Genomic DNA, 14,526 nt, shown 5'->3' on the forward strand with positions numbered 1-14,526 from the left:
ATCTTAGCTAGCAACTATGACTCATAACCAAAATCAACGACAATGACAGCACTGGAACTGCTACTTAAACGTTTTTCAAATCCTAATCTTACCGAACCGGCACCTAGTGGACTCGTTCTTGAAAATATCCTCAGTGCGGCCATGTCAGTGCCTGATCACGGCGGATTACAGCCTTTTGAGATTAAAGTAATTCGTGGCGATGGTTTGCAAAAATTAACTGAGGCTTTTGTCGAAGCGACCAAATCGGTTACTGATGAAACCTTTAAAATCGAAAAAGCCGCGAAAAAGGCATTTCGCGCGCCGATGATAATTGTGGTATCGACCTGTTATCAACATCACCCTAAAGTACCTGAACACGAACAGCTAATCACTGCGGGTTGCGCGGTACAAGCCATGCAAATGGCCTGCGTTGCCCAAGGTTATCAGGGAATGTGGCGCACCGGCGATCTCGGTGCAAATAAGATTGTTAAAGATATTTTAGGCGTTAGTGACAAAGATGAAATCGTTGGATTTCTTTATGTAGGCAGCAGTGCCCGTGAAATTCCTGAAAAACGCAGAAAAGATTACAGTCACAAAGTAACTTACTGGGAATAGTGTTACTAGCAAATTATCAGATACAAAAAAGGCGCTGTTCAAGCGCCTTTTTCAAACCTGCGGTGTTTAACTTAAAACGCCGCACTCTTTGGTGTTCTTGGGAATGGGATTACATCTCGAACGTTGGCGATACCCGTTGCGTATGCAACTAAACGTTCAAAACCTAGACCAAATCCAGAGTGAGGAACCGTGCCGTAGCGACGTAAATCACGATACCAGCTGTAATCTTCTTTCTCTAAGCCCATCTCTTCCAGACGTTGATCAAGCACGTCTAGTCGTTCTTCACGTTGACTACCACCGATTATTTCACCGATACCTGGTGCCAGGATATCCATAGCCGCTACAGTTTTACCGTCGTCGTTTAGACGCATATAGAAAGACTTAATGTCTTTCGGGTAATTCTGCAGAACAACAGGGCCTCCAACATGCTCTTCAGCAAGGTAACGTTCATGTTCAGAGTTTAAATCAACACCCCAGGAAACTGGGTTTTCGAATTTCTTACCACAGTTTTGTAGGATCTCGATGGCGTCAGTGTAATCCATGCGCACGAATTCACTGTGAACTACAGATTCAAGACGCTCAATAACGGTTTTATCAACGCGTTGTTGGAAAAACGCCATGTCATCGGCCCGCTCTTCAAGAACCGCTTTGAATACATAACGAAGCATCTCTTCGGCTAATGTTGCCGCATCACCTAAATCTGCAAACGCGATTTCTGGCTCAACCATCCAAAACTCTGCCAAGTGACGAGACGTGTTTGAATTTTCGGCGCGGAATGTCGGACCAAAGGTGTATACCTTAGAAAGGGCACAACAATAGGTTTCTACGTTTAGCTGACCGGATACCGTTAGGAATGTCTCTTTGCCGAAGAAATCCTGGTTGTAATCAATGGCACCTTTGTCATCACGTGGTAAGTTTTCCAAATCCAATGTACTTACACGGAACATCTCACCGGCACCTTCACAGTCACTACCAGTAATTAACGGGGTGCTGATCCAGTAATAGCCTTTCTCATGCATAAAGCGATGGATGGCCTGAGCCAGGGTGTTACGTACACGAGTTACCGCGCCACCAATATTGGTACGAGGACGAAGGTGAGCTTGCTCGCGCAAGTATTCGATACTGTGACGCTTTGCCGCCATTGGATAGGTATCCGGATCTTCCACAAGACCTAATACTTCAACAGCGGTAGCCTGAATTTCAAATGACTGACCTTTACCCTGGGATTCTACCAAGGTACCAGTAACTTTAACGGAACTACCGGTGGTAAGCTTTAAAACGTCATTCTGGTAATTTTCAAGGTCATTAGGCACAACTGCCTGAATAGGATCGAAACAAGATCCATCATGAATAGCGAGAAATGAGATACCGGCTTTGGAATCTCGACGAGTTCTGATCCAACCTTGAACTGTGATTGGTTCACCAACTGGGTGTTTACCCGTTAGTACATCAGTAATCGCAGGAACTGACATTATTAACCTCTTAATTAACACAAAATACGTTTTTATCTTTAGGACATATTGGGTCAAAAAATGAATTTTTCAAACATTGAACGTTTTGACCCGCTCAACCGTTATGGTGTAGCTGATAATTCCTTGGATGGGCTATGTTACCTGTGAGAAATCGAGACACAAGTAAAACTTTGCTAAATCTTGGTAAAAGTTAACAAATTTTCATAATTACTGGTTTTAGTAACAACAATAATCGCACTAGCCCCAAATATCCTCATTAGGAATCACATTGATGATGGCTTCGATGAGTGTTTGTAATTCGTCGTTACTGATGACATAGGGTGGCATAACATACACCAGTTTTCCGAATGGTCTGATCCACACGCCATGTTTAATAAAGTGAGCCTGAATTTTCGCGGTATTAACCGGTCGTACTGTTTCAACAACGCCGATGCCGCCTAATACCCGAACATTCTCAACTTGAGGGTGTGACTGCAGATCCGCAAGAGCCTGTAACGATGTTTCAATGGATTCAATTTGAGATTGCCAGTGGTTCTGTTCAAGCAACGCCAAAGAAGCATTGGCCGCACTGCATGCTAATGGGTTACCCATAAAAGTAGGGCCATGCATAAATACACCTGCTTCGCCGCTACTGATGGTTTCGGCAATTTCGGTTGTACACAAGGTTGCTGCCAGGGTTAAATAGCCCCCGGTGAGAGCTTTGCCTAAACACAATATATCGGGACTGATGTTCGCGTGTTCGCAGGCAAACAATTTACCGGTGCGGCCAAAACCTGTTGCTATTTCATCGGCAATTAGCAACACATTATATTGGTCACATAATTCCCGAACCTGCTTTAAGTATTCCGGGTGATAAAAGCGCATACCGCCGGCACCCTGAACAATCGGTTCAATAATAAACGCGGCAAGTTCCTGATGATGGGCCGCAAACAGGTTCTGCAACTCGGTTACTGCACTGTCATCCCAGCTTTCATCGAAATTGATACCGGGTCTTGGTGCAAACACACCATTAGCCATAAACCCCTGGAATAATTGGTGCATACCATTAACCGGGTCACATACCGACATAGCGGCGAAAGTATCGCCGTGATAGCCACCGAGGACTGTCATCAATCGTGTCTTTTTCTGTTGTTTTTTGCTGTGCCAGTACTGGATCGCCATTTTGATCGCGACTTCTACGGACACTGAGCCACTATCGGCAAGGAATACTTTATCCAGACCTTCAGGTGTCATCTTTATTAATCGTCGGCATAAATCGATGGCGGGTTGATGGGTAAGACCGCCAAACATGACATGGGAAAAGTCATCGATTTGTTGATGCATAGCCTGATTGATTACAGGGTGGTTGTAACCATGAACGACAGACCACCATGACGCCATCCCATCGACCAGTTTCTCACCAGAATCCAGCTCTATGTGCACACCTTTGGCTTTTACTACTTTATAAGCAGGCAGTGGTGTTGTCATTGACGTGTACGGGTGCCAAATATGTTGCTGGTCAAACTGGATATCGTCTGTATGCTTTTTAATCATTCGTAAACCAATGGGATTTTCAGATGTTGACAGGTCAGGGCCGCTGGCTAGACTACCGATAATTATTCCCTTATGCAATTACGCAATCGAAAACAATTGAGAATTTCATGGAAGTACAAGTTAATCAGTCAAACATCCGCCACAACTGGTCTTTAGACGAAGTAAACAGTTTGTTCGAAATGCCTTTTAATGATTTATTGTTTCAAGCGCAAACCATTCATCGCCAGAACTTCGATGCAAATGAAGTGCAGGTGAGCACTTTGTTGTCGATTAAAACAGGAGCCTGCCCGGAAGACTGTAAGTATTGTTCGCAAAGCGCTCGTTATTCTACTGACGTTGAAAAAGAAAAGCTTATGGAAGTGGAAAAGGTCCTGGAAGCAGCACAAATTGCCAAGTCTCAGGGTTCCACCCGATTTTGTATGGGCGCAGGCTGGCGTAATCCAAAAGACAGGGATATGCCGCATATCGTGAAAATGGTTCAAGGTGTAAGGGAAATGGGCCTTGAAACCTGTATGACCTTAGGTATGTTAAGTTCCGATCAAGCGCAAACGCTTAAAGATGCCGGTCTGGATTATTACAATCACAACCTTGATACCTCAAAAGAGCATTACAACCAGATTATTACTACCAGAACCTATCAGGACCGTTTAGATACACTTTCTAATGTGCGTGATGCCGGTATGAAAGTGTGTAGTGGCGGTATCGTTGGACTTGGTGAACAAGCCAATGACAGAGCTGGTTTATTGATGCAATTGGCTAACTTACCGCAACACCCGGAAAGCGTGCCTATCAATATGTTGGTAAAAATAGAAGGGACACCTCTAGGGGATGTTGATGATCTGGACCCTTTCGAATTTATTCGTTGTATCGCGGTTGCACGTATTATGATGCCAAAATCCCACGTGCGTTTATCTGCTGGCCGTGAAGCCATGAATGAACAAATGCAGGCGTTATGTTTTATGGCTGGCGCTAATTCGATTTTCTATGGTTGCAAATTGTTAACTACCGCTAATCCGGAAGCCGATGCTGATATGCAGTTGTTTGCAAAATTAGGGATCAATACTGAACGCGGGCGTGCGGAAACGGAAGAAGAGCAATATCAGCAACAACAATCTTTACAAACGGCGATTGTAAACCAGGAAAATGCTGATCTGTTCTACGACGCTACTCAGTCTTAATGCCCCAAGCCTCTTTTAATAAAGGCTTGAACAGAATCGAATATATCGTAAATGAAATTTAAGTTTCTCGAACAACAACTGACGGCAAAACGGTTAAAAGGTCAGTATCGTAAAGTTGCTATTCCTGCAGAGGGTTTAGTTAACTTTGCCAGTAACGATTATCTGGGGCTTAACCGCCACCCAGAAATTGTTAGCGCGTTTCAACAGGCGCTAACGGAATATGGAACCGGCAGTTGTTCGGCGTCACTTATTAGTGGTTATACGCCTGCGCATCGTTATCTTGAATCACAACTTTGTGATTGGTTAGGTGGAGAGCGTTGTCTGTTGTTTTCCAGTGGTTACAGTGCCAATTCCGGTTTCTTTAATACCTTATTAAAAACCGGTCAATCCCAGGTTCTCTTTGATCGCCTGTCCCATGCATCAATGCTGAGTAATATGTTTCATTACCCAAAGCTTTGTTCTAGGTTTAAACACAATAACAGCGCAGATTTGGCTAAACGCCTGAATAAACCTTCAGAACTAAGTTCGATTGTAGCCATAGAAGGGGTGTACAGCATGGATGGCGATAAAGGTGCAGTAGCCGATATTTATCATCAGGCTAGCGCGCATCAAGCCGCCCTTTATGTCGATGACGCCCATGGTATTGGTGTGTTGGGAGAGCAAGGACAGGGCAGTTTACTGAGTCAATTTAAGCAATTGCCGGATGATGTAACCCATATGGTTACCTTTGGCAAAGCTTTGGCCACACAAGGCGCGGCGATTATCGGCAGTGAAGAGTTGATCGAGTTTATGACTAATTACTGTAGTGAGTATATTTTCAGTACGGCGATGTCTGCTGCAAATGCTGTGGCAACGTCGAAAAGTATCGAGATTTGTCAGAACGAGAACTGGCGTCGCGAAAAATTAAATGAGTTACAGCATTTGTTTAAAGAAAACCTGGCTTCAGAGCTCGAAATAACCGAGTCAGAAACGCCTATTATTGGTGTCATCACCAACGATGAAGAAAGGACGTTAACAATTGCAGCAAGGCTTAAAGAGCATGGCTTTCTGGTATCGGCAATACGCCCTCCGACGGTGGAATCGGGTCGATGCAGGTTACGCGTTACCTTGTCATCTAGTCACAACCCTAATGAAGTCATAGGGTTAGCGAATGCCATTAACGAAGTGGCAGTTATGGAGCAGCAAGTATGTTAAGCGCACTTACTCGCGAAAAAATTGCTAAAACGTTTGGCCAATCCTGCCAAAGTTATGATGATAACGCCAGGTTACAGCGATTTTCTGGAACCTTGTTGTGTCAATATTTACAACAACTGTCACAGCAACGAAAAATCAGCAAAGCTAACTTGTTAGATCTGGGCTGTGGCACGGGATATTTTACCCAAATCCTAAATGAACAGGGTTTTGAACAAATCACCGCGTTGGATTTGTCTGAAGAGATGATCAGCTTTGCTAAGCAACGAGACTACAAACAGGGTCAACTAAACTGGGTGCTTGGTGATGCTCATGCTCTGCCACTGTTGAAAGACTCAAATGACATCATTTATTCAAACCTTGTGTTGCAATGGACACAGCCTCTGACCCTGGCTCTCTCGGAAGCGTATCGAATATTAAAACCAGGCGGTTATATGGTGTTTTCAACCTTGGTAGATGGCACATTAACCGAGCTCAAACAGGCATGGGCAAAAGTTGATGATGATAAACATGTGATTGACTATCTTAGTAGGGAAGAAGTAGATGCAGCTTGGAAATCTGCGGGATTTAAATCGATCGATACCCACGCAGAACCTGTCGAATTACCCTATAAAAATGTTAGTCACTTAGCGCGAGAGCTAAAACACCTGGGCGCTAGCCTGGTAAAAGACAAAAAGTGTAAAGGCCTTATGGGTAAAGACAAGTGGCAAAAAATGACGCTTGCCTACCAACAGGTTTTAGCGCAAAACACGGAAAAGGTTTTGTTACCCGATCACATAAATGCAACCTACCAACTTTACACCTTGTGTATTCAAAAACCGAAAATTTAAGTAAATGAATAATAAAGTTACATCTATTTTTATCACGGCCACCGATACCGACGCCGGCAAAACCTATGTCAGTGAAAAACTGATCCAGTTGTTAACGGCATCAGGGTTAAAAATAAGTGCATTTAAGCCAGTGTCGGCTGGGTGTGAGTGGCAACACGGCGAGTTACAAAACCAGGACGCACTTTGTTTACAAGCTGCGGCAAATACTGAACAACCCTTATCGGAAATTAATCCGATTGCTTTTGAACCACCAATAGCACCGCATATTGCTGCTGCGGAGCAGGGTCTAACACTAACTGTTGCTGATGTTAGATGTGCATATAAGCCCATTGTAAATAGAAATAATGATGTGATCCTGGTTGAAGGTGCAGGGGGTTGGCGTCTTCCGTTAAATGACTCTGAATTTATGTCCGATTTCGTAAAATCAGAATCGATACCAGTAATTCTTGTTGTGGGAATGAAACTCGGTTGCCTGAATCACGCCATGCTAACCTATCAGGCAATGATCAACGATGGTATTAATGTAGTGGGTTGGGTTGCAAACCAAGCGCAAGCCGAAAAAATGACAAACCATCAAGAAAATATTCACTATTTGAAAAACGCGATAAACGCTCCTTGCCTCGGCGAGTTGAATTTTAACGATGGCGCTGAAGCGCTTGATAATAAACAATTACTTTCAATTTTCAAGGCTTAATCTTGAATAATTTAACGACAAATTGTTGGTAAATTGATTACATTTATTTAACGTTGCCTTAATTGTAAATTGACAACAATTCTGATTTTATTAGGATGGTGATATACAGTGTCCTAAACACTGAAAAACCTTACCCCCACAAAAAGGAAAGATCAGAGTTCGATGATTAGCAAAGTGAAATGGATAGTCAATTTCTGTTTGTTGTTTACCGCCCTGTACTTGCCCAGTGTAAGTTGGGGGCAGTCACTTTCGCTTGAAACGTTGAAGCAATTTAGCGATCACATCAATGAAATTTCTTCACAAACCCCAGTAGAGCTGTATCCGTTTCTCTCTGATTCATTGGTTGTCGAGGTTAATCTTGGTTCCAATGCACAAGGCGTGTCCCTGAATTACGACAAACAGGAATACATGGAAATGCTTGAGAAACTTGATGCTGAAGGTCGCTATCAAAAAAACATCGAGAATAGCGAAGTGCATATCTACAACCACATGATCAATTCTCCCACATCTGGCCAATATTCAATCGTGAGTTATTCAAAAACGACGAGAGTAAAAGCCTGGGTTACCGTTGATGTCGTTATCGAAGGGGATAAATTGAAAATAATTAAACTTGTTGAAGAGATGTAAGTGTAATTATCGCTATTTCTATCAGAACAATATGTCCTTGTCTTGTTATTACAATCAAATCTTCACTCACAGTCATTATGTCAATTAAAGCCTCACTGACCATTTTTATACTGTTGCATTTATTTGTTGCTAGCAGCCACAGCGCTGAACCCGATCAAACTGTTGAATCAAGACGATATATCGATACCGTAACATCTCAACGAGCAGACTTTCTTAACAACGAATTCGACGCCTTGGTGAGAAAACATCAAATCAATACCTTGGGCGTTGCGGTAATTAAAAATCAAACCTTGGTATGGGAAAATCAGTATGGCTTGCAATCTGAAGGCGTTCCGGCTTCAAAAGACACCCTATTTAATGTCGCATCCCTTACCAAAACCTTTACTGCTGAAACAATTTTGCGACTTGCTGCACAAGGTAAATTAGATCTGGATGAAAGCATCGCGACTTACTGGGTTGATCCGGATGTGATTGAATCTAAGTATGCGAAAACCCTTACGGCCAGAGATTTGTTGTCCCACCAAAGTGGTTTTGATAACTGGCGGTATTTTTCAAAGGACGGAAATCTCAAGTTTAACTATGAGCCAGGAACGGACTTTAGCTATTCCGGTGAAGGCTTCGAATATCTTGCAAAGTATGCAGAGCACAAACTTGATACGCCTTTTGAACAACTGGTAGCCGATACTGTTTTAAAACCTCTAAAATTAGACAACGCATTTTTCACCGTAGATTCGGCTAACTTTGCCAGAATTGCAAAGCCTTTAGATGAACAGGGTAAATTCTATGGTTACTATTGTCACCCGATGGGATATTGCAGTGAGCAGGGGAGTTATTCAGCGGCCGCTAATCTGGTAACAACGGTGTCTGACTACGCGACATTTTTAATATCGGCAATGAAAGGTGAAGGTTTAACAGCGCAACTTAACGACCAACGAAATACCATGCAGGGCATTCAATTTACTCAAGATGAAATTATTTGCCCAGATACAGCCGATGTTACGTGCCCAACTCAATTGGGTTATGGCCTTGGATGGGGGATCACCAAGTTTGGTCAGGGCAAGCTAATTGGACATCGCGGCACCAATTGGACCGTCGTTTCTATTGCATACTTTTATCCTGATAGCGGCGATGGTTTAGTTGTATTTGTTAACGGACCGAACAAAGCAGGCATTGCAGCCATGGTAGATGTTTTAGAACGGTTAGACCCTAATTCGCCTGAGTTGCCGGGATACAAACTCAGGCTGCAAAGAGATAACTAATTGTTAACTCAGATGTACTAGCTCAGACTTACAGGAAATCAATTTCCTGGCCGGCCACTATTGCCGACTTATCACCGCCTTTAAAGTGCCAGCCATCTTCACTACCGATCAGCTTAAGCTGAGTTCCGGTTAATTTAAGTGCCGTTCCTTCAACGATTGCCAGCACTGACGTTTGCGGGTCGACAACCATAAATTCCTGTAATCGCTGTTCTCTGGTTTCTCCATTATGCCCTGGGGGAAGATAGTTGGTGTAATGGGGATTAATTTGAAAAGGCAATAACCCTAAAGCCTCGAAACTTGGCGGTTCAATAATCGGCATATCGTTTGTGGTTCTGATAGATATACCCGCAACGTTAGAACCCGCGCTCCAACCAATGTAAGGCATACCTTGTTCGGTTTTGTCACGAACGATAGCCAACAGATTATTTTCATACAGCTGATGTAAAAGGTGGAATGTATTGCCACCACCGATGGCAATTGCTTTTGCATTGTTTACGGCGTTAACAGGATCATCACTCTCATGAATGCCAGTTACCTTTACTCCTATTGAAGACAAAGCGGTTTGCACCATTGAGGTATACTCGTCGTAACTGATACTCACGCCAGCATAGGGTATAAATAACAGTTCTTTGATATTCCCTAAATGCTCAGCAATCCATTGTTGTGCATGCTCTAAATATTTGGAATTGCCCACACGGGAACTGCTAAGTAGTAATAAATTTGAATTCATTGTTGCTCTCAATGCTTTTGTAACTCGTTAATAGCGGCCTTGGCGAGAAAACCAGAACGTGTTTTATACTCTGGATCTGACGAAACCCGACTATCAATCTTCTTAATTAATAGTTCCGGTAACGTTACATTAATTTTATGACTTTTTCCGAGGAATGGGGTGATATCGATATCTACGATGGCCCATATTCCGCCTCGATACTCGTGCTTGCCTACATGTGCTTCAAACGATTGTGGAGTAGGGACGGATTGCCCATATTCCGCCATTAGCGTTAAGTGATCTTCAATCGCAAACAATATCTCATCTAAGCCTTTATCCATTGAAATAGAATGGCATTGGCATCCAGGTATGTCCGGAACCTGAATTAAATAGTTCTGTTCCTGATTTTGATAAATCAACACAATCGGGTAGCGCATATTACCTCCATTTATAAGAATTCTTAATAACTCTAACAACTCCGCTTACCACTTTCAAGATAACCCTTATAACTCCATATATTATTAGGCGATAACCCCAATAACCCCATGTAAGTACCCACTATGTGTACAACTCAGGTAAGATGGTTAAATTATAAGCTTGACGATCCTAAAGGATCCTCCTGATCTCGAACCAACTCTGATAACTCTAGATGGCGAGAGATTATGTGTCCAAGCGAGTGTATTAAGGGGTTTTAAAGGATCTTTGTTGCGTAAGTTTGCTATTTACAGTCGATTTGTTAGATTGAAATAAAAACAGGGAATGGACAAAGATCATGAAGAAGATTTTGTGGATAACTCTGGTAGTAGTTTTATTAGGAGGTTTAAGCCTGCCAGTTTGGTTAAATCAGGAACGTTTGCAATTACAACCATCGGAGATTTCGACCGGAGGTAAAATCGCGACAACCGAAAATGGATTTATACACTATCGCTTGCAAGGCCAAGAGCAGGACCCTCTGATCGTTCTGGTTCACGGATTTAGCGTACCTTCCTACACCTGGGACCGAACCGTTCCTTATCTGATAGCCAGAGGGTTTCGCGTCCTCACCTTTGATCTGTATGGTCGTGGATATTCTTCAAGACAACATAGTAAATATGACCGAGCGCTATTTGTCGGCCAATTAAACGATCTGTTAATGCAGCTTGAAATCGATGAAAAGGTGAGTTTAGTAGGTTTGTCCATGGGAGGCGCTATCGTAAGTGCATTTGCCGCAGAATATCCACACAAAGTAGAAAAGGTCGTGTTGATGGCGCCTTTTCATCAACCCATTGATATTGGTCCGATGAAGTATCCTCTGCTCGGCGATTATCTGGCTTACACATTTTTCGTCCCCTCGATGCCGGAATCGCAATACGATGATTTTATTGAACCCGATAGCTTTCCATTGTGGAGTGAAAAATTTAAAAACCAAATGCAGTATAAGGGTTTTAGGTTTGCCATTTTAAATACCGCACGGGAATTTTTACAATCAGACCCGATGGCAGATTTCAGGGCAATTGAGCAATTTGAAATACCAAGCCTGTTGCTCTGGGGCGATCAAGATAAGGTTTTTGACGTTAAAAACCGAGTCCTTGTCGCGAAAACGCTTGGCAATAAAAATAAAATGGTGGTCGTCAACAACGCCGGTCATGCTTTACACTATGAAAACGATGACAGAGTTAACCCATTGATCTCAGAATTTTTATTGGCGCCATAACTATGAATCTAAATCCTTTTAAGCTTTACCGTCTAGTAACCGCAATTTGTTTTGTTAATCTGTTGATGATTCCAATTTACAGTATCGCAGCGGATCAAGTAAATTCCGGTAGTCTGGATACCATAGACAAGTTTGAGTCCAAGTTTGTCAAGCCGCGACGCGTGCAAGTATGGAAACCTGATGGTTACAGTGATGCTACCAAGTATGCCGTTGTGTACATGCACGATGGACAAATGCTTTTTGACGCCAATCAAAGTTGGAATAAGCAAGAATGGGGGGTAGATGAAACTGCCGGTAAACTGATTGCGGAAGGAAAAACCCGTCCCTTTATCGTTGTTGGTATCGATAATGATGCAGAGCTCCGTCATAGCGAATATTTTCCACAAAAACCTTTCGAAAGCTTAACCGAGGACGATAAGAAGCGAATTTATCAAGCCGCCCGTAGTAACGGTGTGAATGTCTTTTCTGAGCCAGTGATCTCCGATGACTACCTGAAGTTCATTGTCCGGGAATTAAAGCCTTATATCGATAACAATTACAGTGTCGCTACCGATGCGGCGAATACCTTTGTGATGGGCTCAAGTATGGGGGGATTAATATCTGCCTATGCAATGATGGAATACCCATCGGTATTTTCAGGCGCTGCCTGCCTGTCGACTCACTGGCCGGGCATCTTCACGATGGAAAACAACCCAATACCGTTGGCCTTTTATACCTATCTTGATGGTTATTTGCCTTCCCCTAAAAACCATAAAATCTATTTTGACCATGGCGATCAAACCCTGGACAGCATGTATCCGGATCTGCAAAAGGAAGTTGACAAGATCATGGTGAAAAACGGCTATGATAAAGACAGCTGGGAAACGCACAGTTACCCAGGTGAAGCGCACACCGAAGATGCGTGGCGCAAACGTTTGCATCAACCACTAGTATTCCTGCTTGGTAGCAAGTAGATATAATTCCAATTTAAAACCAGATGCGTTTAGCGAACTTTGCTGATCAGCTCTGGTTTTTCGTTATTCTGAGTATTAAAAAAGCTCATCGAAATAATAATATCATTGGTAATCTGAGCGGCATTAAATTGCGGCAATGCAACGGTGGGAATAAGTTTGGGAAAAAATACCGCCTGAAGTTCGCCCATAGGATTGATCAGATATAGATGGATACCATGATTAACCGGCTCAGCAGCTAACTCTTCACTTTGATTTTTTTTATCAGGTGTATCGTTAAAGGTAAAACGATTGTTCTCGATGGTGTTTGCTTTAATAGCTAAATCTTTAATCAGGTTCTGATAATCTGAATTTTCTTGATTGGCAGTTAATCCAGTAATATTGCCAAAGTATTGTAGATATTGTTGTAATTGCTTCGGTCCGTCATAGACGGGATCAACCGATAAAAATACCAGATGTAATTGCTGGTCTTGCTCAGCCAATAGTTGCTGCACCGAACGTTTAACCATCAAAGTTGTAGGGCAGATATCCGGACACCTCAGATACCCATAACTCAACAACGACCATTTCCCTTTGAATATTTCATTGCCAACCAGTTCTCCTTGTTGATTGAAGATCTGAAATTCTCGCAGCGCTTTGGCTGCAAATAGCTTTCCCTGTATTGCCGGCGGTGATGCCGATCTATCTTGAAAAGCAATTTGATTGTAGAGCTTTAACCCCAAGGTCGAAAATAGAATCAAGGTCACTCCCGTTGTTAATATTGCCAACCATTTATTCATGATTTCAGGGAATAAATATTTGCCGGTTGATAAAGGTGTAATCACCTTCTATTGCCATTAATGTAATCAGTACCAGTATGGCTATGGGTGGCAGAAAAAGTACAAGTTTCAGTGCCATTGATTCCCAATTAACGTGCATAAAAACGGCGATGATTAGCCCGGCTTTTAAAAACATAAACAGTAAGATTAACGTCCACCGCAAATATCCTTGTAATTGAAAATAATCAACTAAATAGGACAAGGTACTTAGTACAAATAACCAGCCCCACACTTTTAAATACAGGCCGATTGGATGTTGTTGCGTATTATCTGTAGCCATGACCACCTCTTACGAACATAGAATTACCATAAATAGAAAAATGCAAAAATGAATACCCACACTAGATCAACGAAGTGCCAGTATAGTCCGGCGATTTCGACGTTATCGTATCCACCTTGTTCGTAATCACCTTTCTTTACTTTAAATGCGATTATCAATAAATAGATTACCCCGCAGCTCACATGTAGACCATGAAAGCCGGTGACCATAAAGAATATAGCTCCGAATTGCTCAGCTCCGAGCGGATTGCCCCAGGGGCGAATGCCTTCATCGACAATAAGTTTGGTCCACTCAAACGCCTGCATACCAACAAAAGTGGCACCTAGCAGGGCTGTTATAAGCATTAAATAAAAAGTCTTTTGTTTTTGTTTCCGGTAGGCATAATTGACCGCCATCGCCATGGTTCCAGAGCTAGTGATCAGGATAAAAGTCATAATGGCGATGAGTAACAGCGGAATATGATGACCAGCAATGGTCAGGGCGAATATTTCATCCGATAGCGGCCATGCTTCGGTAGTTGTCATTCGCACATTCATGTAACTGGTGAGAAAGATGCTGAAGATAAAGGTGTCGCTTAACAAGAAAATCCACATCATCACCTTGCCCCAGGGCATGTGGAAGGTTTCTTTATCGCCGGACCAATCTTCAACGACGGACTGCCAACTGGAAGCTACCTGTTTTCTATCTGTCATAACTAC

General features: G+C 42.7%; 16 protein-coding genes. 9 read left to right on the plus strand and 7 right to left on the minus strand.

What is annotated here, in order from left to right:
* Window positions 1-42: 42 nt before the first annotated feature.
* Complete coding sequence (locus FNC98_RS08140; protein WP_143580765.1) at window positions 43-594, plus strand: NAD(P)H nitroreductase; 552 nt, start codon at window positions 43-45, stop codon at window positions 592-594.
* A 71-nt stretch (window positions 595-665) separates the two neighbouring features.
* Here the strand turns inward: FNC98_RS08140 and asnS are convergent, their stop codons facing one another.
* Together asnS and bioA are read right to left on the minus strand one after the other, a co-directional pair.
* On the minus strand, window positions 666-2,066 hold the full coding sequence (gene asnS, locus FNC98_RS08145) for an asparagine--tRNA ligase (RefSeq protein WP_143580766.1): 1,401 nt from the start codon (window positions 2,064-2,066) through the stop codon (window positions 666-668).
* A 237-nt stretch (window positions 2,067-2,303) separates the two neighbouring features.
* A complete protein-coding gene (gene bioA / locus FNC98_RS08150; protein WP_143580767.1) occupies window positions 2,304-3,599 on the minus strand; it encodes an adenosylmethionine--8-amino-7-oxononanoate transaminase in 1,296 nt (431 codons plus the stop codon).
* 107 nt (window positions 3,600-3,706) lie between these two features.
* On the opposite strand from bioA, the gene bioB reads away from it, so the two are divergent.
* The 6 genes from bioB (at window position 3,707) to FNC98_RS08180 (ending at window position 9,378) form a co-directional block, all read left to right on the plus strand.
* A complete protein-coding gene (gene bioB / locus FNC98_RS08155) occupies window positions 3,707-4,777 on the plus strand; it encodes a biotin synthase BioB (RefSeq protein WP_143580768.1) in 1,071 nt (356 codons plus the stop codon).
* 51 nt (window positions 4,778-4,828) lie between these two features.
* A complete protein-coding gene (locus FNC98_RS08160; RefSeq protein WP_143580769.1) occupies window positions 4,829-5,971 on the plus strand; it encodes an aminotransferase class I/II-fold pyridoxal phosphate-dependent enzyme in 1,143 nt (380 codons plus the stop codon).
* Entirely contained in the window at window positions 5,965-6,798 is an 834-nt protein-coding gene (gene bioC / locus FNC98_RS08165) for a malonyl-ACP O-methyltransferase BioC (RefSeq protein WP_143580770.1), read from the plus strand. The genes FNC98_RS08160 and bioC overlap by 7 nt, the downstream gene beginning before the upstream one ends.
* A gap of 4 nt (window positions 6,799-6,802) precedes the next feature.
* On the plus strand, window positions 6,803-7,492 hold the full coding sequence (gene bioD / locus FNC98_RS08170) for a dethiobiotin synthase (RefSeq protein WP_143580771.1): 690 nt from the start codon (window positions 6,803-6,805) through the stop codon (window positions 7,490-7,492).
* A gap of 162 nt (window positions 7,493-7,654) precedes the next feature.
* Complete coding sequence (locus FNC98_RS08175) at window positions 7,655-8,119, plus strand: hypothetical protein (RefSeq protein ID WP_143580772.1); 465 nt, start codon at window positions 7,655-7,657, stop codon at window positions 8,117-8,119.
* Between the two features lie 77 nt (window positions 8,120-8,196).
* Window positions 8,197-9,378: a serine hydrolase domain-containing protein gene (locus FNC98_RS08180; protein WP_143580773.1), complete on the plus strand. Its 1,182-nt coding sequence runs from the start codon at window positions 8,197-8,199 to the stop codon at window positions 9,376-9,378.
* A 28-nt stretch (window positions 9,379-9,406) separates the two neighbouring features.
* On the opposite strand, the gene pepE is transcribed toward FNC98_RS08180, so the two are convergent.
* Both pepE and FNC98_RS08190 read right to left on the minus strand, forming a co-directional pair.
* A complete protein-coding gene (pepE, locus tag FNC98_RS08185; RefSeq protein ID WP_143580774.1) occupies window positions 9,407-10,108 on the minus strand; it encodes a dipeptidase PepE in 702 nt (233 codons plus the stop codon).
* Window positions 10,109-10,116: 8 nt separating this feature from the next.
* Window positions 10,117-10,524, minus strand: a complete 408-nt coding sequence (locus FNC98_RS08190) for a type II toxin-antitoxin system HicB family antitoxin (protein WP_143580775.1) — start codon at window positions 10,522-10,524, stop codon at window positions 10,117-10,119.
* Between the two features lie 335 nt (window positions 10,525-10,859).
* Here FNC98_RS08190 and FNC98_RS08195 point away from each other — a divergent pair, with 335 nt between their 5' ends.
* Both FNC98_RS08195 and FNC98_RS08200 read left to right on the plus strand, forming a co-directional pair.
* Window positions 10,860-11,780, plus strand: coding sequence for an alpha/beta fold hydrolase (locus FNC98_RS08195; protein ID WP_143580776.1), 921 nt, complete (start codon window positions 10,860-10,862; stop codon window positions 11,778-11,780).
* Between the two features lie 2 nt (window positions 11,781-11,782).
* Window positions 11,783-12,733, plus strand: coding sequence for an alpha/beta hydrolase (locus FNC98_RS08200; protein ID WP_143580777.1), 951 nt, complete (start codon window positions 11,783-11,785; stop codon window positions 12,731-12,733).
* A gap of 29 nt (window positions 12,734-12,762) precedes the next feature.
* On the opposite strand, the gene FNC98_RS08205 is transcribed toward FNC98_RS08200, so the two are convergent.
* From FNC98_RS08205 to FNC98_RS08215, 3 genes are read right to left on the minus strand one after another with little or no spacing between them, the layout of a single operon-like run.
* Window positions 12,763-13,470, minus strand: coding sequence for an SCO family protein (locus FNC98_RS08205; protein WP_185968094.1), 708 nt, complete (start codon window positions 13,468-13,470; stop codon window positions 12,763-12,765).
* Between the two features lie 43 nt (window positions 13,471-13,513).
* Window positions 13,514-13,828 carry a cytochrome C oxidase subunit IV family protein gene (locus FNC98_RS08210; RefSeq protein WP_143580779.1) on the minus strand — a complete coding sequence of 105 codons (315 nt, stop codon included), beginning with the start codon at window positions 13,826-13,828 and terminating at the stop codon, window positions 13,514-13,516.
* A 23-nt stretch (window positions 13,829-13,851) separates the two neighbouring features.
* Window positions 13,852-14,520 carry a heme-copper oxidase subunit III family protein gene (locus FNC98_RS08215; RefSeq protein ID WP_143580780.1) on the minus strand — a complete coding sequence of 223 codons (669 nt, stop codon included), beginning with the start codon at window positions 14,518-14,520 and terminating at the stop codon, window positions 13,852-13,854.
* Between the last annotated feature and the right edge of the window lie 6 nt (window positions 14,521-14,526).

Origin of the sequence: Thalassotalea sp. PS06 (assembly GCF_007197775.1) — a bacterium.
GTDB lineage: Bacteria > Pseudomonadota > Gammaproteobacteria > Enterobacterales > Alteromonadaceae > Thalassotalea_A.